Annotated in this window: 24 protein-coding genes; 19 read left to right on the forward strand and 5 right to left on the reverse strand. The window is 68.6% G+C overall.

The window, feature by feature from the left end:
• The first annotated feature begins 76 nt into the window (after positions 1-76).
• A complete protein-coding gene (locus ACWGID_RS10150; RefSeq protein ID WP_452196077.1) occupies positions 77-670 on the forward strand; it encodes a TetR/AcrR family transcriptional regulator in 594 nt (197 codons plus the stop codon).
• Here ACWGID_RS10150 and ACWGID_RS10155 read toward each other — a convergent pair.
• Entirely contained in the window at positions 667-1,893 is a 1,227-nt protein-coding gene (locus tag ACWGID_RS10155; protein WP_452196078.1) for a DUF349 domain-containing protein, read from the reverse strand. The genes ACWGID_RS10150 and ACWGID_RS10155 overlap by 4 nt on opposite strands.
• A gap of 235 nt (positions 1,894-2,128) precedes the next feature.
• Between ACWGID_RS10155 and ACWGID_RS10160 the strand changes: the two genes are divergently transcribed.
• The 4 genes from ACWGID_RS10160 (at position 2,129) to ACWGID_RS10175 (ending at position 6,726) form a co-directional block, all read left to right on the forward strand.
• Positions 2,129-2,818 (forward strand): MBL fold metallo-hydrolase, encoded by a 690-nt coding sequence (locus ACWGID_RS10160; protein ID WP_452196079.1) that lies wholly within the window; start codon positions 2,129-2,131, stop codon positions 2,816-2,818.
• A complete protein-coding gene (gene hisS / locus ACWGID_RS10165) occupies positions 2,815-4,149 on the forward strand; it encodes a histidine--tRNA ligase (RefSeq protein WP_452196080.1) in 1,335 nt (444 codons plus the stop codon). The genes ACWGID_RS10160 and hisS overlap by 4 nt, the downstream gene beginning before the upstream one ends.
• Positions 4,146-5,945: an aspartate--tRNA ligase gene (gene aspS / locus ACWGID_RS10170; protein ID WP_452196081.1), complete on the forward strand. Its 1,800-nt coding sequence runs from the start codon at positions 4,146-4,148 to the stop codon at positions 5,943-5,945. Before hisS ends, aspS begins: the two co-directional genes overlap by 4 nt.
• Before the next feature lie 106 nt (positions 5,946-6,051).
• The gene (locus tag ACWGID_RS10175; RefSeq protein WP_452196082.1) at positions 6,052-6,726 is read left to right on the forward strand and encodes a glycoside hydrolase family 19 protein; all 675 of its coding nucleotides are present in this window, start codon (positions 6,052-6,054) and stop codon (positions 6,724-6,726) included.
• Here ACWGID_RS10175 and ACWGID_RS10180 read toward each other — a convergent pair whose 3' ends face one another.
• Positions 6,727-7,398 (reverse strand): class I SAM-dependent methyltransferase, encoded by a 672-nt coding sequence (locus ACWGID_RS10180; RefSeq protein WP_452196083.1) that lies wholly within the window; start codon positions 7,396-7,398, stop codon positions 6,727-6,729.
• Positions 7,399-7,473: 75 nt separating this feature from the next.
• On the opposite strand from ACWGID_RS10180, the gene ACWGID_RS10185 reads away from it, so the two are divergent.
• From ACWGID_RS10185 to ACWGID_RS10200, 4 genes are all read left to right on the forward strand, one after another.
• On the forward strand, positions 7,474-7,902 hold the full coding sequence (locus ACWGID_RS10185) for a helix-turn-helix transcriptional regulator (protein ID WP_452196084.1): 429 nt from the start codon (positions 7,474-7,476) through the stop codon (positions 7,900-7,902).
• Between the two features lie 33 nt (positions 7,903-7,935).
• Positions 7,936-8,364: a VOC family protein gene (locus ACWGID_RS10190; protein WP_452196085.1), complete on the forward strand. Its 429-nt coding sequence runs from the start codon at positions 7,936-7,938 to the stop codon at positions 8,362-8,364.
• An 88-nt stretch (positions 8,365-8,452) separates the two neighbouring features.
• Complete coding sequence (locus ACWGID_RS10195; RefSeq protein WP_452196086.1) at positions 8,453-9,334, forward strand: hypothetical protein; 882 nt, start codon at positions 8,453-8,455, stop codon at positions 9,332-9,334.
• Positions 9,331-9,684, forward strand: coding sequence for a GntR family transcriptional regulator (locus ACWGID_RS10200; protein WP_452196087.1), 354 nt, complete (start codon positions 9,331-9,333; stop codon positions 9,682-9,684). Before ACWGID_RS10195 ends, ACWGID_RS10200 begins: the two co-directional genes overlap by 4 nt.
• 4 nt (positions 9,685-9,688) lie before the next feature.
• On the opposite strand, the gene ACWGID_RS10205 is transcribed toward ACWGID_RS10200, so the two are convergent.
• Positions 9,689-10,012 carry a hypothetical protein gene (locus tag ACWGID_RS10205; RefSeq protein ID WP_452196088.1) on the reverse strand — a complete coding sequence of 108 codons (324 nt, stop codon included), beginning with the start codon at positions 10,010-10,012 and terminating at the stop codon, positions 9,689-9,691.
• A 76-nt stretch (positions 10,013-10,088) separates the two neighbouring features.
• Here ACWGID_RS10205 and ACWGID_RS10210 point away from each other — a divergent pair, with 76 nt between their 5' ends.
• Positions 10,089-10,547: a MarR family winged helix-turn-helix transcriptional regulator gene (locus ACWGID_RS10210; protein ID WP_452196089.1), complete on the forward strand. Its 459-nt coding sequence runs from the start codon at positions 10,089-10,091 to the stop codon at positions 10,545-10,547.
• Here ACWGID_RS10210 and ACWGID_RS10215 read toward each other — a convergent pair.
• Positions 10,519-11,250, reverse strand: coding sequence for a class I SAM-dependent methyltransferase (locus ACWGID_RS10215; RefSeq protein WP_452196090.1), 732 nt, complete (start codon positions 11,248-11,250; stop codon positions 10,519-10,521). The two genes, ACWGID_RS10210 and ACWGID_RS10215, sit on opposite strands and share 29 nt — an antisense overlap.
• Before the next feature lie 87 nt (positions 11,251-11,337).
• Here ACWGID_RS10215 and ACWGID_RS10220 point away from each other — a divergent pair, with 87 nt between their 5' ends.
• Together ACWGID_RS10220 and ACWGID_RS10225 are read left to right on the forward strand one after the other, a co-directional pair.
• Positions 11,338-11,862 carry a hypothetical protein gene (locus ACWGID_RS10220; RefSeq protein WP_452196091.1) on the forward strand — a complete coding sequence of 175 codons (525 nt, stop codon included), beginning with the start codon at positions 11,338-11,340 and terminating at the stop codon, positions 11,860-11,862.
• A 503-nt stretch (positions 11,863-12,365) separates the two neighbouring features.
• Entirely contained in the window at positions 12,366-14,384 is a 2,019-nt protein-coding gene (locus ACWGID_RS10225) for a GxGYxYP domain-containing protein (protein WP_452196092.1), read from the forward strand.
• Here the strand turns inward: ACWGID_RS10225 and ACWGID_RS10230 are convergent.
• Complete coding sequence (locus ACWGID_RS10230) at positions 14,337-14,882, reverse strand: AMIN-like domain-containing (lipo)protein (protein WP_452196106.1); 546 nt, start codon at positions 14,880-14,882, stop codon at positions 14,337-14,339. The two genes, ACWGID_RS10225 and ACWGID_RS10230, sit on opposite strands and share 48 nt — an antisense overlap.
• On the opposite strand from ACWGID_RS10230, the gene ACWGID_RS10235 reads away from it, so the two are divergent.
• From ACWGID_RS10235 to ACWGID_RS10265, 7 genes are all read left to right on the forward strand, one after another.
• Complete coding sequence (locus ACWGID_RS10235; protein ID WP_452196107.1) at positions 14,827-15,123, forward strand: hypothetical protein; 297 nt, start codon at positions 14,827-14,829, stop codon at positions 15,121-15,123. The two genes, ACWGID_RS10230 and ACWGID_RS10235, sit on opposite strands and share 56 nt — an antisense overlap.
• Positions 15,113-15,946, forward strand: a complete 834-nt coding sequence (locus ACWGID_RS10240; RefSeq protein ID WP_452196093.1) for a GNAT family N-acetyltransferase — start codon at positions 15,113-15,115, stop codon at positions 15,944-15,946. Before ACWGID_RS10235 ends, ACWGID_RS10240 begins: the two co-directional genes overlap by 11 nt.
• A gap of 116 nt (positions 15,947-16,062) precedes the next feature.
• A complete protein-coding gene (gene secA2 / locus ACWGID_RS10245; protein ID WP_452196094.1) occupies positions 16,063-18,549 on the forward strand; it encodes an accessory Sec system translocase SecA2 in 2,487 nt (828 codons plus the stop codon).
• Between the two features lie 80 nt (positions 18,550-18,629).
• Positions 18,630-19,259 (forward strand): VC0807 family protein, encoded by a 630-nt coding sequence (locus tag ACWGID_RS10250; RefSeq protein ID WP_452196095.1) that lies wholly within the window; start codon positions 18,630-18,632, stop codon positions 19,257-19,259.
• Positions 19,260-19,511 carry a hypothetical protein gene (locus ACWGID_RS10255; protein WP_452196096.1) on the forward strand — a complete coding sequence of 84 codons (252 nt, stop codon included), beginning with the start codon at positions 19,260-19,262 and terminating at the stop codon, positions 19,509-19,511.
• Entirely contained in the window at positions 19,508-20,437 is a 930-nt protein-coding gene (locus ACWGID_RS10260) for a hypothetical protein (RefSeq protein ID WP_452196097.1), read from the forward strand. The genes ACWGID_RS10255 and ACWGID_RS10260 overlap by 4 nt, the downstream gene beginning before the upstream one ends.
• A gap of 122 nt (positions 20,438-20,559) precedes the next feature.
• Positions 20,560-21,138 (forward strand): AAA family ATPase (locus tag ACWGID_RS10265; protein WP_452196098.1); only part of this gene is annotated, 579 nt, incomplete at its 3' end.

A 21,138-nucleotide genomic window follows, 5' to 3' on the forward strand; every position in this document is an offset into this window, starting at 1 on the left:
TAACCTGACAGTTGTCCGGTTCTTGAGGTCCAACGTACCGGACACTTGTCCACTTCCCCAAGGAGAGGCAGGATCTGTGGCTGCTCGTGAGCTCCGGTCCGACGCGGTCGCCAATCGTCGCCGCATCGTCGACGCCGCACGCGCCGAACTGAGCAAGTCCAACGGCGCGGCCGACGACCTGAAGCTGCACGGGGTCGCGAAGGCGGCCGGCGTGGGGCAGGGCACGCTCTATCGGCACTTCCCGACGCGTGAGCACCTGCTGGCGGAGGTGTACCGCTACGAACTCGGCCAGCTGGTCGACGCCGTGGCACCGCTGTCGGCCGAATACCCGCCGCTGGAGGCGCTGACCAGCTGGCTACGGCGACTCGTCGCGTACGCCCGGGTCAAACGCGGCGTGATGGCCGCGATCGAACTCTCGGCCTGGCAAGACCTCTACTCCGACCAACACGACCGGCTGGACGAGGCGCTGGGCACACTGCTGGACCGCGGCAAGGCCGCGGGTGAGATCCGCCAGGAGGTGGACGCAACCGACGTCATCCTCCTGCTCGGCGCGCTGTCCCGCATCCCGGAGTCCGAATGGGACCAGCGCGCCAACACCGTCGTGACCGTCATCATCGACGGCCTCCGTACGCGCCAACCGGCGGTGCGGGCAGAACCCGGCGTCAGCTAGCTGAAGTCGGTGAGGGCGTTCTGGGCCTGGGTCAGCCACTCGCGGCGGGCCGCGATGGCTTCGCGCGCCTCGGTCGCCTTGCGGGTGTTGCCCTGGGACTCGAACTTCGCGGCCTGCTTCTCCAGGTCGGCGATCAAGGACTGCAGTTGCTTCACCGTCGCCTCGGCGCGGGCGCGGGCCTCCGGGTTGCTCTTGTTCCAGACCTCGTCCTCGGCCGCCTTGACGGCCTGCTCGACCGCTCGCAGCCGGCTGTCGATCGAGCGCATCGAGTCCCGCGGGACCTTGCCGATCTGGTCCCAGCGGTCCAGGTAGTCGCGGAGCTGCTCGCGCGCGACGCGGGCGTCCTCGACCGGCACGATGGTCTCGATCTCGACCAGCAGGGCCTCTTTCGCCTGCAGGTTCTCGACCTGCTCGGCGTTCTCCTCGGCCTGTACGGCGTCCCGCGCGCCGAAGAACTGGTCCTGCGCGGCGCGGAACCGCGCCCACAGCTTGTCGTCCAGCTCGCGCGGTGCCGGCCCGGCGGCCTTCCACTGCCGCATCAGGTCCCGGAAGCGGCCGGACGTCGGCCCCCATTCGTTCGAACCGGCCAGCGTCTCCGCCTCGGCAGCGAGCCGCTCCTTCACCACGGCCGCCTCTTCACGCTTGGAGGACAGCTCCGCGAAGTGCTGCTTGCGATGCCGCGTGTACGTCGTCCGCGCGGACGAGAACCGGTGCCACAGCTCATCGTCGCTGGACTTGTCGAGCCGGGGGAGTGCCTTCCACTCGTCGAGCAGCTCGCGCAGCCGGGTCACGCCGTGCCGCCAGTCCGTGCCGGCCGCGATGGTCTCGGCCTCGGTGGCGATCTTGGTCTTGGCGGAGCGCGCCTCCTCGACCTTCGCCGCGCGCTCGGCCTTGCGCTTCTCGCGCTGCTGGGCGACGAGCGGGGTGAGCGCTTCGAGCCGCGTCATCAGGCCGTCGAGGTCGCCGACCGCCTGCGCCTCTTCGATCGTTCCGGACACCTTCTTGACCGCGGCGCGGGCGTCGTCCGGAGACACCGTGCCTGCCTGGACCCGCTGTTCCAGCAGATCCACCTCGAACGCCAGCGCGTCGTACCGGCGGGTGTAGAAGGCGAGCGCCTCCTCTGGGTTCGCGTCCGGCCATTGGCCGACCGCCCGTTCACCGTCCTTCGTCCGTACGAAGACCGTTCCGTCCTCAGCTACCCGGCCCCAGTTCTCTCCGGCCACAACTCGCCCCTTCCGGCGGTATGCACTGCGCTCGTGCCCATTCTGGTCAGTCCCCGGTCCAACCGCCGAACAGGGCCAACCCTGGGCGCGTCGAGCTGCCTTCTCGACGCTTATCCCTGAACAATCACAAACTCCCAGCTCAGGCGCAACGGTGTTGCGTCACAATCCGGTGCGAACTCACCTGATCCGGACCGGTAGCCTTGGTGGGTCCCGAACTGTTCCAGGAAGGCTTGTCGTGCTCATCGCCGGGTTCCCCGCGGGGTCGTGGGGTACGAACTGCTACGTCGTCGCCACCGGCCAGGGCGCGGAGTGCATCGTGATCGATCCGGGCATGGACGCCACCCCGGGTGTCGAAGAAGTGGTCCGGGAGAACAAGCTCAAACCTGTCGCCGTGCTGCTCACGCACGGTCACATCGACCACATGTTCTCGGTGCTCCCGGTCTGCGGGACGTACGACGCGACCGCCTGGATCCACCCGGACGACCGGTACCTGCTCGCCGACCCGATGGCCGGGATCAGTCCCGAGACGGCCCGGATGCTGCTCGGCGGCAACCACGAGTTCGCCGAGCCGGACGACGTCGCCGAGCTGAAGGACGGGCAGGGCCTGGAGCTCGCGGGCCTGAGTTTCACCGTCGACCACACCCCGGGCCACACGCAGGGGTCGGTCACGTTCACCACGCCGTACGACGGGCCGGAAGACGTGCCCGCGGTGCTGTTCTCCGGTGACGTGTTGTTCGCCGGGTCGATCGGCCGGACGGATCTGCCGGGCGGCGACCATCCGACCATGCTGCATACGTTGGCCACCAAGATCCTGCCGATGCGCGACGAGATCGTCGTCCTGCCGGGTCATGGTGGCCAGACATCGATCGGCCGGGAAAAGGCGACCAACCCCTACTTGCAGGACCTGGAGATACAGAACTTATGAGCAAGGTGACCCCACTCAGCGGGTTTCCCGAGTTTTTGCCGTCTGACCGGATCGTCGAGCTGCAGTTCCTCGACACGATCCGGGAGACCTTCGAGCTGCACGGTTTCGCGTCCATCGAAACCCGCGCGGTCGAGCCGGTCGAGCGCCTGTCCAACCAGGGCGAGGACGCCGACAAGGAGATCTACGGCGTACGCCGCCTCGCGGCCGGCGCCGACGAGGACGCGGCCCTCGGTCTGCACTTCGACCTGACCGTGCCGTTCGCGCGCTACGTCCTGGAGAACAGCGGCAAGCTGGTGTTCCCGTTCCGCCGCTACCAGATCCAGAAGGTCTGGCGCGGCGAACGCCCGCAGGAGGGCCGCTACCGCGAGTTCACCCAGGCGGACATCGACATCATCGACAGCGGCGAGCTGCCGTTCCACTACGAGGTCGAGCTGCCCCTGGTGATCGCGGACGCGTTCCGCAAGCTGCCGATCCCGCCGTTCCGGATCCAGGTGAACACCCGGCAGATCCCGGAGGGTTTCTACCGGGGCCTCGGCATCGAGGACATCACCGGCACGCTCCGGATCGTCGACAAGCTGGACAAGATCGGCGCCGACAAGGTGACCGAGCTGCTGACCGCGGCCGGCCTGTCCGCGGAGACCGCGAAGCAGGTGCTGCGGCTGGCGGAGATCTCGTCGACGGACGCGTCGTTCGCGGATCAGGTTCGCGCGCTCGGTGTCCAGCACGAGATCCTCGACGAGGGCCTGGAGCGGCTGTCGCAGATCATGACGGCCGCGAACGAGCACGCCCCCGGCCTGCTGGTCGCCGACCTGAAGATCGCCCGCGGCCTCGACTACTACACCGGCACCGTCTACGAGACGCAGCTGATCGGTGACGAGGGCTACGGTTCGATCTGCTCCGGCGGCCGGTACGACTCGCTGGCGTCCGACGGCAAGACGACGTACCCGGGTGTCGGGATCTCGATCGGGGTCTCGCGGCTGGTGCACCGGTTGATCAGCAAGGGGCTGCTCACCGCGTCCCGTCGTACGCCGACTGCTGTGCTCGTGGCGTTGACCAGCGAGGACGATCGGGCCGAGGCCATGCGGACCGCGATCCAGCTACGGGCGCGGGGGATTGCGGTGGAGGTGGCGCCGGCGGCCGCGAAGTTCGGGAAGCAGATCAAGTTCGCGGACCGGCGGGGGATCCCGTTCGTCTGGTTCAGCACCGAGAACGGGCCCGAGGTCAAGGACATCCGCAGCGGCGAGCAGGTGCCCGCGGATGCCGCCACCTGGACACCGCCGGCCGAAGACCTCCGTCCCAGTATCGAAGCACTTCCGAAGGAGAACTCGTGATCCGTAACCGTTCCGCAGGTTCGCTGCGCGCGTCCGACGCCGGCGAGACCGTGATCCTGGCGGGCTGGGTGGCGCGGCGACGCGATCACGGCGGCGTGGCGTTCATCGACCTGCGCGACTCGTCCGGCACCGTCCAGGTCGTGATCCGCGACGAGGACGCCGCGCACGGCCTGCGTTCGGAGTACTGCCTGAAGATCGTCGGCGAGGTCTCGCCGCGCCCCGAGGGCAACGCGAACCCGAACCTGCCGACCGGCGAGATCGAGGTGATCGCGACCGAGGTCGAGGTGCTGAACGAGGCCGCCCCGCTGCCGTTCCCGGTCGAGGAGCACCACGCGACGCCGGTGAACGAGGAGATCCGGCTCAAGTACCGGTACCTCGACCTGCGCCGCCAGGGCCCGGGCAGCGCGCTCCGCCTGCGGAGCCAGGTCAACAAGGCGGCCCGCGACGTGCTGGCCGGTCACGACTTCGTCGAGATCGAGACGCCGACGCTGACCAAGTCGACGCCGGAAGGCGCCCGCGACTTCCTGGTCCCGGCGCGCCTGCAGCCGGGCAGCTGGTACGCGCTGCCGCAGTCGCCGCAGCTGTTCAAGCAGCTGCTGATGGTGGCCGGCATGGAGCGCTACTACCAGATCGCCCGCTGCTACCGCGACGAGGACTTCCGCGCCGACCGGCAGCCGGAGTTCACCCAGCTCGACATCGAGATGAGCTTCGTCGACCAGGACGACGTGATCGCGCTGGCCGAGGAGGTCCTCGCGGCGCTCTGGAAGCTCGTCGGGTACGACGTCCAGACGCCGATCCCGCGGATGACGTACGGCGAGGCGATGGCCCGCTTCGGCTCCGACAAGCCCGACCTGCGGATGGGCCTCGAGCTCGTCGAGTGCACGGACTACTTCAAGAACACCCCGTTCCGGGTCTTCCAGGCGCCGTACGTCGGTGCCGTGGTGATGCCGGGTGGCGCCGACCAGCCGCGCAAGCAGCTGGACGCGTGGCAGGACTGGGCCAAGCAGCGCGGCGCCAAGGGCCTCGCGTACGTCCTGGTCGGTCAGGACGGCGAGCTCGGTGGTCCGGTCGCGAAGAACCTGTCCGAGGAGGAGCGCGCGGGCCTCGCCGACCACGTCGGCGCGAAGCCGGGCGACTGCATCTTCTTCGCCGCCGGTCCGGTGAAGTCGTCGCGGGCGCTGCTCGGTGCGGCGCGGCTGGAGATCGGCCGTCGTGGCGGTCTGATCGACGAGTCCGCGTGGTCGTTCGTGTGGGTCGTGGACGCGCCGCTGTTCGAGCCGGCCGACGAGGCGACGGCCGCGGGTGATGTCGCGGTCGGTTCCGGCGCGTGGACCGCCGTACACCATGCCTTCACGTCGCCGAAGCCGGACTCGCTGGAGACGTTCGACACCGACCCGGGGTCGGCGCTGGCGTACGCGTACGACATCGTCTGCAACGGCAACGAGATCGGTGGTGGCTCGATCCGTATCCACCGCGAGGACGTGCAGAAGCGCGTCTTCAAGGTGATGGGCCTGACCGACGAGGAGGCTTCGGAGAAGTTCGGGTTCCTCCTGGAGGCGTTCAAGTTCGGCGCGCCGCCGCACGGCGGGATCGCGTTCGGCTGGGACCGGATCACCGCGCTGCTGGCCGGCACGGAGTCGATCCGCGACGTGATCGCGTTCCCGAAGTCCGGCGGCGGGTTCGACCCGCTGACCGCGGCGCCGGCGCCGATCACGCCCGAGCAGCGCAAGGAAGCCGGCGTGGACGCGAAGCCCGAGCAGAAGTCCGAGTCCAAGGACAAGTCCAAAGACAAGTAGGGGTTGAGCACTCCGGGGTTTTGGAGGAAACTGGCGGCGTTGTGAAAGTGCTTGGTTAGGTTTTCACAACGACCGCCCCCTCTCCTACCGCCCCAGGAGTGCTCAAATGCGTCGTATTCTCCTAGCGTTTCTCGCCTGCCTCGGAATCACCTCAGGCGCTCTGGTCGCCGCTGCACCGGCCCACGCGGTCGAACCAGCCGCTGACATCACGTTGGCCGACGTCCAGGCGATGTTCGGGTCTCGGATCGCGAACCCGTCGACTGTCGAGGAAGGTCTCCCGTCGCTGAACCAGGCGATGCGGGACGCCAACATCAACACGCCGTACCGGAAAGCCGCGTTCCTCGCGACGCTCGTGCACGAGTCGCGGCTGGAGTACAACATCCGCGAGATCGGCGACACCCGCCCGTACGGCGGCCGCGGGTACATCCAGCTCACCGGCGACTTCAACTACGGCCCGGCCGGTCAGTACCTCGGGATCGACCTGCTCGGTAACCCGGATCTCGCGATGTCCTTGCAGTGGAGCGCCCCGATCGCGCGCTGGTACTGGACCGTTGCCCGCGACATCAACCCGTACGCCGACAAGCTCGACATGGGCCGGGTCAACGCAGCGATCGGCTACCCGGCCGGCGCCGAGGACCAGCGGCGCTGCGACTCGTTCAAGAACGCGCTGAAATACTTGAACGGCTCAGTGCCGGACGGCGTGATCTGCACCCGCCCGGCAAAGCTGAACGGCGACACCAGCGAGCTCAGCCGATCGCAGTTCGACGCGGTGGCTCGCTGATCAGAGCGGCTGCGCGCGGACCCACATCTTGTCGGGTGTGAGGTACTCCGTGCGCTGGAGGCCGGTCCTGGTCAGTTCGTCGGCGAGTTGGTCCTCGGAGAGGTTCCGGGTAACGATCCGCTGCGACCAGGTCCGGCCGCCGATCGTGTGCGTCAGGGTCGCGGCCTGGGTGCCGTCCGGGAGGTCCTCGACGTCGGAGATGATGAGCTTGCGGTGCTCGTTCTCCATCTCGGTCGGGGCGTGCCGCGCGCCCGGAACCTCCTGCTGGAGCAGCACCGAACCGCCGGGCCGGACGTGATGCGCGCAGGTCTGTAGCAGCCGGAGCCGCTCGGCGCCGTCGGCGACGTTGATCAGGAACGACATCATCAGTACGACGTCGAACTGCCGGTCCAGTCGCAGGTCGCCGATCGTCGAGCAGATCGTCTCCGTCTCGGTGACCCGCGCGATCATGTCCGGGGACTCGTCGACCGCGACCACCTGATGCCCGCGGGCGAGCAGCGGGCGTGTGATCCGTCCCGTTCCGCAGCCGAGCTCGAGGATGCTGCTGCCCGGATCGATCGCGGCCTCGATCAGTTCGTCGTCGCCGTGCGCCGGCGTGACCTCGTACAGTTCGACCGCGCTGCCGTCCGGCGTGTGCGCCCCCGGCCCGGTACCACCCTGTCCGACTCTCATGGATCCGACGGTCGCGCCGGTGCCCGAAACGCGCCAGTCTTTCGGTACCGGCCGAAAGTACCTAGGGTCGTTCAGGTGAGTGTCGTCGTACCCGTCGAACTGCTGCCTCATCTGCGCCGCGCGCGAGACGTTGCCGACCGCAACTATGCCGCGCCACTCGACCTAACCGCACTGGCGGCCGCGGCAGGCGTGTCGAAGTACCACTTCCTCCGCTGTTTCGCGGCGACGTACGGCGAGACGCCGATGCAGTACGTGACACGGCGGCGGATCGAGCGGGCGACGGATCTCCTGCGGGCCACCAACCTGACGGTCACCGAGGTGTGCACGATGGTCGGGTACAGCAGTCTCGGGTCGTTCTCGCAGCGGTTCACCGAGCTCGTCGGGATGCCGCCGACGGAGTACCAGCGGACGCAGGCCGGTGCGCGGATCCCGGGGTGCTTCGTGTTCATGCTGGGGCTGAACTCCGCAATTCCGGAGAAGCCGACGGGGGAGGGCGCGACGTAGCGTCGTACCAACGGCAACTGATCGGGAGGAACTGTGATCACCAACGTCAGCCTGGTGACGGTCTACGTGAACGACATCGACGAGGCGAAGGCCTTCTACACCGAGAAGCTCGGGTTCGAACTCGGGGACGACATCACGCTCAGCGAGGACTTCCGGTGGTGCACCGTGCACCAGGCCGATCACCCCGAGTTGGAGTTGGCGCTGATGGTGCCGGGGCCGCCGATGGACGAGGAGTCGGCCGGGTGGATCCAGCGGATCATGGCGAAGGGCTCGATGCACGGCGTCGGGCTGGCAACCGACGACTGCCGTAAGACCTTCGCGGAGCTCACCGCGAAGGGCGTCGAGTATCTGCAGGAACCCGCCGATCGCCCGTACGGCGTCGAGGCGGTACTGCGCGACAACTCGGGTAACTGGCTCGTACTGGTCGAGCAGAAGCCGTACAGCCCGGAGGACTTCCTCTGAGCTCACCGGCGACACAGGGTCATTACTTGACACTCTGAGTTTGTATCAATACATTTGATACAAATAGTCGGAGGGGAGTTCGGTCGAGATGGACCTGTTCTGGTTGGTGGCGATCATGGTCGCGGCGGCGCTGGTGCTCTGGGTGCTGCGGCGGAAGCTGGCAGCGGCGGAGGTCAACCGGCTTGTCGAGCGGGGCGGTCTGCCGGCTGAACCGGAACTGGTCGGGGCCGCGTCGAAGTGGTACCTGCGGCGCCAGGAGATCCTGCTGCTCGGACTGCTGATCGGCATCCTGGCAGGCGGCGCGATCGCCTGGCTCGCCCATCAGGGCGTGGGCGTCGGTCTGACCACCGGTGTCGGGATCGACATCCGCCTGCTGACCTGGATGCTCGCCCTCGCCGCCGCGGCCGGCGGACTCGCGAACCTCGTCCACAGTTACCGGACCGTTCGCCTGTCCCGCGCCAACGGCCCGCGCATGGCTGCCCTGCGGCCGCGGCAGTTGGTCGACTATCTGGGCCCGATCGAGATCGCGATCCAGTACGCCGTTGTTGTACTGCCGCTCGTAACGATCGGGCTGGGCGGACTCGTGGTCCTCGGGAGCGACGACCATCCGGCGCGTGGCTGGATCCTGATCGGGAGCGGACTGGCCGCCGTACCGCTGTGGGGGTGCGGTCTACTGCTGCAGCGCAAGGCGTTGCAGGTGAGTCAGTCGTCGAGCCGGGACGCCGAGCTGCACTGGCAGGAGGCGATGCGGGCGACCACGTTGCGCGACCTCGGGTCGTCGGCCGTCACGGTGTGCTGGTTGCTCGGCGCGGGGATCCCGATGTCGTTCGAGTGGCCGTCCGACATACCAGGCTTTGTCGATCCGCTCGTGTCAGTGCTATTCCTGGTGGCTGTGGGGTTCTTCAGCGTGACTTCGATGGCGGCCAGTAGCCGGAGCGGCCTGCAACGGGTGCAGCGGGTCGCGGGATGATCATCACGGTCGATCCGGCGGGCGCCAAACCGCCGTACGAGCAGGTGAAGGACCAGATCGACGGGCTGATCCGGGCCGGTGAGTTGGCCCAGGGGACGCGGCTGCCGACCGTTCGGCAGCTGGCCGGGGATCTGGGGCTGGCGGTGAACACGGTCGCGCGGGCCTACAAGGAACTCGAGGCCGAGCGCCTGATTGAGACCCGCGGCCGGAACGGCACGTTCGTGCTCGCGTCGCGGAGTCGGGTGGACGACGAGGAGTCGCGGGCGGCCGCCACGGTCTTCGCCCGGGCCGCTCATCGGGCGGGGCTCAGTCTTCCCGAGGCGACGGAGCTTCTGCACCGCGCCTGGTAGTCGCTCAGAAGATGTAGAAGCCGGTGATCGCGGTCGGGAGGATTCCGACCGCCAGCCAGGGGGAGAGCGGCATGCGCTGGAAGATCGCGAGGATGCCGGCCGCGGTCAGGGCACCGATGACGCCGGACATCAGCCAGAGCCCGACGCCCTTGCCGAAGTCGTCCGCAGCGACGCCGATGCTGTAGACCGCGAGCGTGACCGCGGGGACGCTGCCGACGTGGAACAGGATCGCGGACGCGACCCAGCGCTGAACCGTCTCGATCTTCATCGGGCGCGGCGTCCGGCGGCGGATCATCCGCTGACCTTGCCCTGCCGGTGCTGCATCCATGAGTCCCTCCGTGCGTCGAGCCGTGCATAGTTAGTGTACTAATCATTAGTCTACATAAAGTTGCTACACTAAGCACATGGGAGTGACGAAGCTGACGGACATCGAGAATCCGCTGGCCCTCGAACAGCAGGTCTGCTTCGCGCTCGCGGTCGCCTCGCGGACCGTGATCAGCCTCTATCGCCCGGTCCTCGAGCCGATGGGGCTCACGCATCCGCAGTACCTCGTGATGCTCGCGCTCTGGGAGTTCGAGCCGGTGTCGGTGAAGGACCTGTCCGGCATGCTGCAGCTCGAGCCCGCGACGCTGTCGCCGTTGCTGAAGCGGTTGGAGAGCACTGGCCTGATCACCCGCGCCCGCTCTCGCACTGACGAGCGGTCGCTGGCCGTCTCGCTGACGGACAAGGGCCGTGCGCTGCGCGAGGAGGCGCTGAAGGTCCCGCCGACGATCGTCGAACGGCTGGGCATGGATGTCGACGAGCTGATGGAGCTACATGCTCGCCTGACGAAGGTCATCGCCGCGGCGACACGCGACAAATGAGTTCCCCTCGGTAGGGGCCTTCCTGGGAAAGCACCTGGAGGCCGGCGCGTTGTAGCTCGGCCTCGAGTACCTCGGGTCGCAGGTGGCGACGGTGGGGGAGATGCCAGCGATCGTCGATCTGTACTGCGTCTGGGGATTCTGCCGAGACTTCCTGGTAGCAGATGCCGGTGGGTGCGTCGTAGCGATACGGGTGCTCGTAGACGCGGTCCGGTTCGTAGGTGGCTGTCGAGAGAACGTAGTACCCGTTGGGTTTCAGGCGGGCGCGGATGGCGGCGTACACGCTCGCCCGGTCCGCATCGGTGACGATCGACTGGAGGCAGTAGCTGTCGAGCACCACGTCGTACCGCTTGCTCTCGGGTGGCATCGCGCAGATGTCCTGGACTGCGAAGTTGACCTGTACGCCGCGGTCTCGTGCGAGGCGTCGCGCGATGGTGATCGCCTCGGGGATGAGGTCGATGGCGTCGACGCGGAAGCCGCGGGCGGCGAGGAAGCAGGCGGCCGGGCCGGTGCCGCAGCCGTACTCCAGTACGTCGGCGTCGGGTGGCAGATCGAGGCGGTTGAGCGCTGCCTCGAGAAAGGCGCGGTTGGGGAAGGCGTCGTAGTCGTCGGTGCGGTCCTCGGTGAAGAGGTCGCTCCATTGCGTCATGCCTTCGCGCTCGAGGCGTTGGTATGCCGCTTCGTGCTCGGCGTGGTAGTACCGCACGCGGACCTCCTCAGTGGTCGAGCGCTTACTATGTCTCGCCCGCCGTACGCCTGACCACCCATTTCCCTGCCCCAGGAGGACCGCCAGATGCTTGAGGACGAGGACGCTCTCCGTGTGGAGCAGGAAGCCGAGGCGCAGCGGATCCAGCAGGAGGTGGAGGACGCGACATCGGATCCTGCGTCCCAGGAGGAATGGATCCGCCAGTCCAACCTCGTGTACGGCGGACTGGCGGCCGCCGGACTCGTCGTCGTACAGCCGTTCCTCACGACGTCACCGCTCGACCTCTCCGCGACGATCTGCGTGATCGCGTTCGCCGTCGCGATCCCGCTGCTCGCGGCGCTGCTGGTCCTGAACCGCCAAGAAGCGTTCCGCCGCCGCGTCACCCGCTCGCGCCTCGTCACCTTCGCCAAAGCCGTCGCCCAAGGCTCCGCCTTCGTGGGGATCGCCGCCGCCTTCTGGCACATCTCCCTCCCCGCCGGCATCACCTTCGTCCTCGTCGCCTTCATCGCCGTCGGCGTCCACTCCTCCGGCTACATGCACCTCGAGTACGACACCAAGTTCCGCTCCCGCTTCCTCCGCCGCAAACCGGGCCAGAGCGGCGAGGCCGGATAATTGAAGTGGGGCTGACGGTGCGGCTGCGAGTCCGGGGCGAGATCCAGCGTCGGCTGTTGGTCAACTACCGAGTGGACCCCGAGGTGCTGGCGCGGGTGCTGCCGACGCCCCGCTCGCAGTCCGAGCCAGCCTCAGCCTGAACAGCACCCGCGCCGTCGAGTCGTGAGACGCGGCTGCCGATCACAAGCCGCCGTTCACGACTGGGGGTTGGCGGTGCGCGCCGATTTGCACGAGTCGGCGGGGGTTGGTGTGCGGTGGGGTCGGGCGGACTGTGGATGGTTCCTGGGGACTTCGGACAGGGAATAGCTTGTGCGCGGTCGCCGTTGGGTGTGGCCAGTTCGCGGGGCTGGTGGGTGTGCCCGGGCCGGTACGCCGGGGCGTGGGTGGGGGCGGGTTGGCGGAAACGATTCCAGGAGTTTGTGACGAGGTATGTACAGAGGGTCTTGGGGTTGCTAGATTCCGGCAGGATTTGACATCGATGTCAACCTCAGGGAGTGGTCACGATGGTTTCGAGACGAACGTTCCTGGCGGGTGGCGGTGCGGTGACGGCGGGTGGGTTCGGGATGGTCCCGATGCTCGCATCGAACGCACAGGCTGCAGTTTCATCGACGTCCGGCAGCCCCGCTCGGCTGCTGCCGGTGTTCAACCGCCCGAGACACCTGGACTACGGCGACGTCAGCAAGCTCAGCGGGGGAGACCAGACCCTGCTGACAACGTTGCAAGGCGTAGTCAACCGCACTGAGCCGGAGCTGTACTTCATCTACGACACCGGCACCGAGAGCGTGCCGGACGCCAAGTGGCTGACCGACATGCGGCTGCCCACGAAGCTCTACAAGAACCCGCTCGACCTGGTCGCGAAGTACCGCGGCCGGATCCGCGGGGCGATCGTCCACGACCCCGCCGTACCGGACTCGCTGAACGTCGCGACGACGCTCGCCGGGCTGGAGAACGCGGTCGTCGCGGACGCGGACCAGGCCAAGGCGCACGGTCTGAAGATCGTGAAGGACCTGCGCGGGATGTTCGACGACGACCGCGTGAAGACGTACCGGTGGCAGCTCGACAACCTGTTCCCGCGGGTCACGAAGCAGTTGCTCGCCGGCCTCCCGCCGACCCGCGTGGTCGACGTGGAAGGCGTTGTCTGGCAGGAGATCGCCCGCGAGACGAAGCAGATCCGTGACTCGTCGAACCGCGGTACCTACAACCTGGACGTCTCGCCCAAGCTCGGCAAGGAGGCGGTGTACGTCCGGTTCGCCGACTCGTTCAGCGACGACGGCTGGGGCGCTTCGGTGCGGCACGTGGTGGTGACTGCGAACGGTGCCGAGATCGCCCGCTTCGAGCCGAACACGCCGGAGGAGGCGCCGTACCTGTTCGACGGCTCGCACTCCTCGATCGGTGGTGAGTCCAACAGGTTCGCAGACGGCGGCAACTACTGGATCTACCGCTTCGAACCACCGGCGGGTACGACGTCCCTCGTCGTCACCGTGGAGATGTGGAACCAGTACCTCGTCAGCGCCACGGACACGTCCCCGACGCGCGTCGAACCGTTCCCGTACTTCCGCGACTACGTGGTGGCCACCAAGGCCCTGGTGAGCTGGCTACCACCTGGCGGCGCGACGGGCGATCTGCTGATCGAGCACTACGCGAAGTGGCCGACGCTGGCGCCGTACATGGGTTGGTTCGCGAACGACGTGTCGGGCGAGTGGGACGGCGTCGACCTCGCGTCGAAGGGCGGCTCACCGGTCGTCGCGGCGGACTTCTACATGAACGGTTCGGTGCACGCCGGCACCGCCTCGCCGATCTCGCCCAAGCCGCGGCCGATCCGCCGGATCGACAAGCCGAAGAACAAGGTGTACCTGACGCTGACGTTCGGCGAGGGCGACAACATCCAATACTGCCAGCGCCGGCTGCGCGAGATCTGGGACGACCCGAAGCGCGGCGCCGTACCGACCAACTGGACGATCGACCCGTTGCTCGCCGAGACGGGCCCGAACATCTACAGCTACTTCCAGCGCACTGCCACCGCGAACGACCTGCTGGTCTGTGGCCCGTCCGGCGCCGGCTACACCTATCCCGCGTCGTGGACTTCGGCCGAGCTCACGCAGTACCTGAAGATGTCGGGGTCGTTCATGAGCCGCACCGGGCTCGACGTGGTGTACGCGTACAGCGGTCGCGCGAACGGCACGTGGGTGCAGCTGTCCGAGGAGATCGCCAAGGGGTACGCCGACTACACGCCCACGAAGGGGATCATGCAGACGTGGGACGGCGACACGTTGACCGTCCGCCACGGTGGCATCCCGATCACCGGTGGATGGGGTGCACCCGGTAAGGCGGCCGAGTTCAAGGCGGCGCTGGACCAGCGGATCGCGGGCTGGGACGGTGCGAGTCCGTTGTTCATCTCGGGTCTGATCGGCGCCTGGTCGTGGACGCCGTCCGACATGGCCGAACTCGGCCCGCTCCTCACCGATCCCTACGAGTTAGTCCTCGCCAACAGCTTCTACGACCTGCTCAACCGAGTGCTGTAGGCAACTACCAGCGGTGGGCGACGTCCACCACCAGACGGGGGGGGGGGGGGGGGGGCGGCGCCGCCCCCCCCCCCCCCCCCCCCCCCCCACCCCCCCCCCCCCCCCCCCCCCCCCCCCCCCGGCCGCCCCCCCCCCCCCCCCGAGTCCGAAGTTCGTCTGTCCCTCGAAGCTGCCCGCGAACGCAACCTGCCGGAACGTGCGATAGCCGGCCACCGTGGTCAGCTCCTGCCGATTCCGGGGCGCGTACGTCGCCTGACCGGTGTTGACGTTGTACGACGGCGCGCGTACGACGATCTGCAGTCTCGCGCCACCGCGCAGTGGAACGAGCCGACCGGAGCCGTCCTCGGAGACAGTGCGGACGTAGCGAACGTCGTACCCGCTGGAGCCACCAGCCAAGTCGACGACGAGCCGGTCGAAGCAGTCGTGCCGTCCGGTGCGGATGTTGGCGACACTCGTCGGTGACGTCGTGGCGCGCGCCCGGTTGCTGGCCTCGGGCAAGGAACCCCAGCCGCGCGGACAGGTCGCGGAGGCGGTCGTGACTGACGTGCTGGAAATGCTTGCGGCGGACGATCCGGCGAGGGCCGGTGCGGCGAACGCGGTGGCGGGGACTGCGGTCACCGCGAGCGCGGCGAGGACCGTCCTGGGGGTGATGTGGTGGTGTTTCATGATGTCCCCCTTCAGGACTTACTCGTTGGACGCTCGAAGTCTTTGGTTGGTTGACTGCGGTTATGACGCCTGACGAGTTGCTCGATGTGTTTCATCGCCGGATCCGGCTCCCTGACGCCGACGCGATCCCCGGGTGGAAACAGGAGCATCACGGGCCTGACGGCAGGGTGCACCGCTCGTACGTCGAGGGCGCGGACGGCGCCGGTTTCGTGGAGACACCACGTGGACTGGGCGACGACCCGGACGCGGTGATCGCCGAGGAGGTGGCGTTCTTCCGGGAGCGCGGGCTGCCGTTCGAGTGGAAGACCTACGCCTACGACGAACCGGCGGACCTGGGGGACCGGTTGGTTCGCGCCGGGTTCACGAAACAGGCTCCGGAGACGCTGATCCTCGGTGAGGTGGACCGGATCCTGGAGCGGCCGTCCGCGCTGCCCTCGAAGGTGCGGTTGCGCGAGGCCGACGGGCCGGACGACTACCGCCGGATCGCTGAGCTGACAGACACCCTGTGGAACAGCGGGCTGGCGCGGATCGTGGAGCAGTTGCAGGGCGAGGCGCGGATGTTCCCCGACCGGCTGTCGGTGTTCCTGGTGGAGGACGCGCTGCGCGGGCCCGACGGTCCGGCCGTGAGCGCCGCGTGGATCAGGTTCCACCCCGGCACGGGGTTCGCCAGCCTGTGGGGCGGCGGGACGCTCCCGGAATGGCGGCGTCAGGGCCTGTACTCCGCTCTGCTCGTGCACCGCGCCCGCCTGGCGAAGGACCGCGGCTACGAGTTCCTCCGCGTCGACGCCTCCGAGGACTCCCGCCCGATCCTGCAGAAACTCGGCCTGCACGCGGTGACCGTGACGACGCCCTATGAATGGGAACCGGACCTGGGACACTCACCAACCGCCTCGTAGCCCGGCAGTCAGGAGGCTGGTCAGCGTGAGCGGGCGCGGGAAGCGCTTGTTGGTGAGTGGTGGCGGTCCGGGGTGAGCTGCGGAACGACGCGTCGAGGCTGTACGTTGCCAGCATCATGGCTCTGAAAATCGCTTCCCGCTTCCGCCGGCTGCTGCAGCGCCCCGGCTCGATCGATCTCGGCCCGTACGAACGGCTCACCCAGCTGGTCGGCGAGGCCGAGGAATCGGTCCTGTCCCTGACCGACGAAGAGCTCACCGAGGCGGTCGCGGAGCTGCGCACCACCGGCGGTCTGCACGAGGACGAGCAGATCGAGTTCCTCGCGCTGGCGCGGGACGCGGGGAAGCGGGCGATCGGTGAGCGCGCGTTCGACGGCCAGGTCGTCGGCGCGCTGGCGATGCTGCAGGGCCGGATCGTCGAGATGGCGACCGGTGAGGGCAAGACGCTGGCCGGCGCGATCGCCGCCGCCGGGTACGCCGTCGGCGGCCGCAAGGTGCAGGTACTGGCGGTGAACGACTACCTGGCCCAGCGCGACTCCGAGTGGATGGGCCCGGTGTACGAGCTGCTCGGCGTCACGGTCGGGCACGTCGGTCAGGCGTCCACCCCGGAGGAGCGGCGCGAGGCCTACCAGGCCGACGTCTGCTACGTGCCGGTGAACGAGATCGGCTTCGACGTACTCCGCGACCGCCTGGTGACCGACGTCGCCGACCGGGTGACGGTGGCCCCGGACGTCGCGCTCGTCGACGAGGCCGACTCGGTGCTGATCGACGAGGCCCGGGTCCCGATGGTGCTCGCCGGTGCGACCCGGAGCGAGGCGCTGGACGACGACGTCGTACAGCTGGTCCGGACGCTGCGCGCGGGTGTGGACTACGAGATCGACGGCGACGGCCGGACCGTCGGGCTGACCGACAAGGGCACCGACAAGGTCGAGGAGGCGCTCGGCGGCGTCAACCTGTACGACGACGAGAACCTCGACCGCCTGACCCAGGTGAACGTCGCGCTGCACGCCGAGGTGCTGCTGCGCAAGGACGTCGACTATCTGGTCCGCGACGGCCGGGTCAGCCTGATCAACAACAACCGTGGCCGGGTCGCGAAGCTGCAGCGCTGGCCCGACGGTCTGCAGGCCGCCGTCGAGGCGAAGGAAGCGGTGCCGGTCAGTGACTCCGGTGAGGTGCTGGACAGCATCACCGTGCAGTCGCTGATCAAGCGGTACAAGTCGCTCTGCGGCATGACCGGTACGGCGGTCGTCGTCGGGGAGTCGCTGCAGGAGTTCTACGAGGTCGACGTGGCCGTCGTACCGCCGAACAAGCCGAACGTCCGCAAGGACGACGAGGACCGGCTGTACCTGACGGTCGAGCAGAAGAACACGGCGCTGGTGAAGCACATCGGCGTGGTGCACGAGAGCGGGCGCCCGATCCTGATCGGCACGCACAGTGTCGAGGAGTCCGAGCAGCTCAGCGACAAGCTCGAGGCGGCCGAGATCCCGCACGTCGTACTGAACGCGAAGAACGACGCCGAGGAGGCGTCGATCATCGCCGAGGCCGGCGTCCCGGGCACGGTGACCGTCTCGACCCAGATGGCCGGTCGCGGTACCGACATCCGGCTGGGCGGCAAGGACGAGACGCACGACAAGGAGAAGGCCCTCGAGCTCGGCGGTCTGTACGTGATCGGCACCGGTCTGCACGCGTCGCGCCGGCTGGACGACCAGCTGCGCGGCCGCGCCGGACGCCAGGGTGACCCGGGCGGTTCGCTGTTCTTCGCGTCGCTCGCCGACGAACTCGTCACGCGGTACTCCGTTTCGTCCGGTCTGCGGCCGAACCCGGACGACACCGGGCGGCTCACCGACCGCAAGTCGATCGGGATGCTCGAGCACGCGCAGCGGGTCGCCGACGGCGCGAACGCGGAGCTGCACCGGACGACCTGGCAGTACAACCGCCTCACCGGCCAGCAGCGGGCGATCCTGCTCGAGACCCGCGAGAAGGTGCTCACCGAGGACCTGGCCGCGACCGAGCTCGCCGAGCGCGCCAAGGAGCGGTACGACGAGCTGGTCGACGAGGTCGGCGAGGACGTCGTGAAGAGCGCCGTACGGCGGATCACGCTCGGGCACCTGGACCGGCGATGGACCGACCACCTGGCGTACCTCGCGGACCTGCGCGAGGGCATCCATCTGCGGTCGCTGGCCGGCGGCATCGTGCACCTGAAGCCGATCGACGAGTTCAACAAGTCGGCGATCGCGTCGTTCGACACGCTGGTCGAGGACGCGTGGAAGGACGCCGCCGAGACGTTCGGGGAAGCCGAGATCACGTCCGACGGGCTGAACGAGGAGGCCAGCGGGATCCCGCGGCCGACCGCGACCTGGACGTACCTGGTCAACGACAACCCGTTCGGCACCGAGGCGGACCGGATCCTCGGCCGGTTGCGGAACGCGATCAAGCCGGAGTCGGCGGCCGAGCCGGAGGAGATCCTCGACGAGGAGTTCGACGAGGACGACCTGCCCGAGGAACTCCGCGACGTCGACGATGACGAGCTCCCGGAAGAGCTGCGCGAGGCCAAGGACGAGGCCGACGAGGCGGACGAAGAAGAGCCCCGTAAGAAGAAGGACTGAGTAGGACCGAGACTTTGGTCTAGGGGTGGACAGCCGTCGGCTCGATGCCGGCCGGCGGCTTGCTGGGCGAATCTCTGTTCATGCCCACGCGCAGAGGTCCCTGGTTGCTCGTCGTCGACATCGGTGTCCCGCTCGCCCTCTTCTACGGACTGAAGGCGCTCGGGGCGAATGACCTGACCGCGCTGGTCGTCGGCGTGATCCCCGGACTGATCAGTTCCGGGGTCTCGCTGGCGCGCGAGCGGCGTACCGACCTGGTCGGGATGGCGGTCGTGGTGAGCATGGTGGCGAGCACCGTGGTCGCCGTACTGGGTGGCGACGCGCGGCTGCTGCTCGTGCGCAACGCTTGGATCAGCCTGCCGTTCGCCGGCATCACGTTGTGGTCGCTGAGGCACCCGCAGCCGCTCACGTACGTCGTGACGCGCGCGATGTTCGCGCGACGGGCGGATGTCATGGATCGGCTGTGGGAGACGGACGCGGGGTTCCGGACCGCCTGGAAGTGGATCACGGTGTGGTGGGGCGTCGCGACGATCGTCGACGGGATCGTCCGGATCGTCGTCTCGTACACCTTGCCGATCTCCGTCGTACCGGCGACCGACCCGGTGATCACGGTGGCGACGATCGTGGTGTTGCAGGTTCCGACCATCGTGTTGCTGCGGCGCAGCGGGACTTGGCACCTCGTGTTCGCCCCCCGGCGTCCTACAGTCGGGTAGATGACGGACGGAAACCTGTCAGCAGCCGCCGTACGTGAACTGATTCGGACCGGCGAGGCGAAGCCGATGCTCGCCGGGACGGACGTGGGTCCGACCTGGTACGACGGGCGGTGGTGGTACGTCCCGGCCGATGCCGAGGAGGACGCCGACTACCAGCCGGCCGGGCCGGAGCTCGCGGCACGCTTCGACAAGCTGCGGGTGCGGGCGCAGGCGGTCGAGGACGTCCAGGCCGAGCTGGACGACCGGCGATGACGGTCGACCAGGACGGTCCGCGCCGGGACGCCGAACTCGCCGCGGCGCGGCAAGTAGTGGACGTGTTCGCCACCGAGGCCCTGCTCGCCCTGGACCGGTACGCACGGTCGTTCCCGGCCGATGCGAAGGATGCCCCGCGGCGGACGGCTCAGCGGCTGGCGCACTGGTGGCGGCGGCTGAAGATGGACGAGGCGTCGCTTGGTACCGACGCGACGGACGCGGAACAGATCCTCCTGAAAGCGGCCGAGATATCGCTTGATCCGGAGAGTCAGTTCGGGTTGAGCCTCGAGGACGCGACCGAGAAGGCGGACATGCAGACCGGCCTCGAGAGCCGGCCGCCGCTGGAGAAGGGCATCGCGGACTTCCGGCGCGAGTTCGACGCGGCGTACGGCGGGGCGAGCGTGCCGTCGCGCGACGGTGAGTGGCTGGCCGCCTCGTTGACCCGGCTCGCCCGGGCGTCTGTTCTGCGCGACGTGATTGCCGAGGGTGCCCGGGTGCAGGTCAGCCAGCCGCTGCGTGATGCCGCCGAGGAAATGACGCGCCAGGGGCAGCGCCTGATGGAGGGCCACGACCGGCTCGCCGCGGACCAGGCGGAACCGGGTATCCGGCGCGCGGCGAGAAACCGGCAGGCGTTGGCCGTGATGGGGTGGGCCGCGTGGGTCACCGCCGTCGGCGCGACGGGCGGGCCGCCATTGGTCAACGCCGTGATGGGCGCCCCCGCAGGTGTCCTCCTGGTCGCCGAGACCTATCGCAACCGGGCGGCATTCCGGCGGGGCCCGGCGACCGGGTTCGATCCCGCTCAGGCCCAGCTCCGCTCGGTCCGCACCGATCTCCTCAACGGCGTCGACAAGCTGCCCCCGGCCGGAAGCCGCGACCTCCAGGCCCTCCGCGCCGCCAAGAACCGCCCCACCGGCCCCAGCCGCTGACCGCGCCGGAACCTCTCCGCCTTTGTGGAAACAATGTCGCGCCGGCTGAACTTTTCTTACCACAAAGCCGGTGCTGACCGCCGCGTGCGGAGGGTGTCGGTGGGGATGGATAGGCTTTTCGGGTGAGTGATGGGTTGTTCGATCTTCCGGGTGCTCCCGCGCCGGCCCGCGGTGGCGGCAGCTTGGCGGACACGGATCACACGGCGGCTCCGCTGGCCGTGCGGATGCGGCCGCGCAGTCTCGACGAGTTGGTGGGGCAACAGCACCTGCTGGCCCCAGGCTCGCCGCTGCGGCGGCTGGTCGAGGGGGACCAGCCGATGTCGCTGCTGCTGTGGGGCCCTCCGGGGACCGGCAAGACCACGATCGCGGCAGTGGTCTCCCACCAGACGAACCGGAAGTTCGTGGAGCTGTCGGCGGTCACGGCCGGCGTCAAGGACGTTCGGCAGGTCATCGACGCCGCGCGGCGCGATCTGTCCCGGGGGACCGGCGCGGTCGAGACCGTCCTGTTCATCGACGAGGTGCACCGCTTCACGAAGGCACAGCAGGACGCCTTGCTCCCCGGCGTGGAGAACCGCTGGGTGACTCTCGTCGCGGGGCCCCCCGCGAACCCCGTCGTCAGCCGCATCACGCCCCAGCGCGCCCCCCCCCACCGGCGGACCCGGGAGTGGCGGAAGGGCGCCCACCACCCCGGGCAGCGCGAC

The sequence above is a fragment of the Kribbella sp. NPDC054772 genome (assembly GCF_053611945.1).

What these genes read in the sequence shown, in the direction of transcription:
- hisS (WP_452196080.1), top strand. Translation starts at nt 2,815, where the DNA reads ATGAGCAAGGTGACCCCACTCAGCGGGTTTCCCGAGTTTTTGCCGTCT.
- ACWGID_RS10175 (WP_452196082.1), top strand. Translation starts at nt 6,052, where the DNA reads ATGCGTCGTATTCTCCTAGCGTTTCTCGCCTGCCTCGGAATCACCTCA.
- ACWGID_RS10180 (WP_452196083.1), bottom strand. Translation starts at nt 7,398, where the DNA reads ATGAGAGTCGGACAGGGTGGTACCGGGCCGGGGGCGCACACGCCGGAC.
- ACWGID_RS10195 (WP_452196086.1), top strand. Translation starts at nt 8,453, where the DNA reads ATGGACCTGTTCTGGTTGGTGGCGATCATGGTCGCGGCGGCGCTGGTG.
- ACWGID_RS10200 (WP_452196087.1), top strand. Translation starts at nt 9,331, where the DNA reads ATGATCATCACGGTCGATCCGGCGGGCGCCAAACCGCCGTACGAGCAG.
- ACWGID_RS10205 (WP_452196088.1), bottom strand. Translation starts at nt 10,012, where the DNA reads ATGGATGCAGCACCGGCAGGGCAAGGTCAGCGGATGATCCGCCGCCGG.
- ACWGID_RS10210 (WP_452196089.1), top strand. Translation starts at nt 10,089, where the DNA reads ATGGGAGTGACGAAGCTGACGGACATCGAGAATCCGCTGGCCCTCGAA.
- ACWGID_RS10220 (WP_452196091.1), top strand. Translation starts at nt 11,338, where the DNA reads ATGCTTGAGGACGAGGACGCTCTCCGTGTGGAGCAGGAAGCCGAGGCG.
- ACWGID_RS10225 (WP_452196092.1), top strand. Translation starts at nt 12,366, where the DNA reads ATGGTTTCGAGACGAACGTTCCTGGCGGGTGGCGGTGCGGTGACGGCG.
- ACWGID_RS10240 (WP_452196093.1), top strand. Translation starts at nt 15,113, where the DNA reads ATGACGCCTGACGAGTTGCTCGATGTGTTTCATCGCCGGATCCGGCTC.
- secA2 (WP_452196094.1), top strand. Translation starts at nt 16,063, where the DNA reads ATGGCTCTGAAAATCGCTTCCCGCTTCCGCCGGCTGCTGCAGCGCCCC.
- ACWGID_RS10250 (WP_452196095.1), top strand. Translation starts at nt 18,630, where the DNA reads ATGCCCACGCGCAGAGGTCCCTGGTTGCTCGTCGTCGACATCGGTGTC.
- ACWGID_RS10255 (WP_452196096.1), top strand. Translation starts at nt 19,260, where the DNA reads ATGACGGACGGAAACCTGTCAGCAGCCGCCGTACGTGAACTGATTCGG.
- ACWGID_RS10260 (WP_452196097.1), top strand. Translation starts at nt 19,508, where the DNA reads ATGACGGTCGACCAGGACGGTCCGCGCCGGGACGCCGAACTCGCCGCG.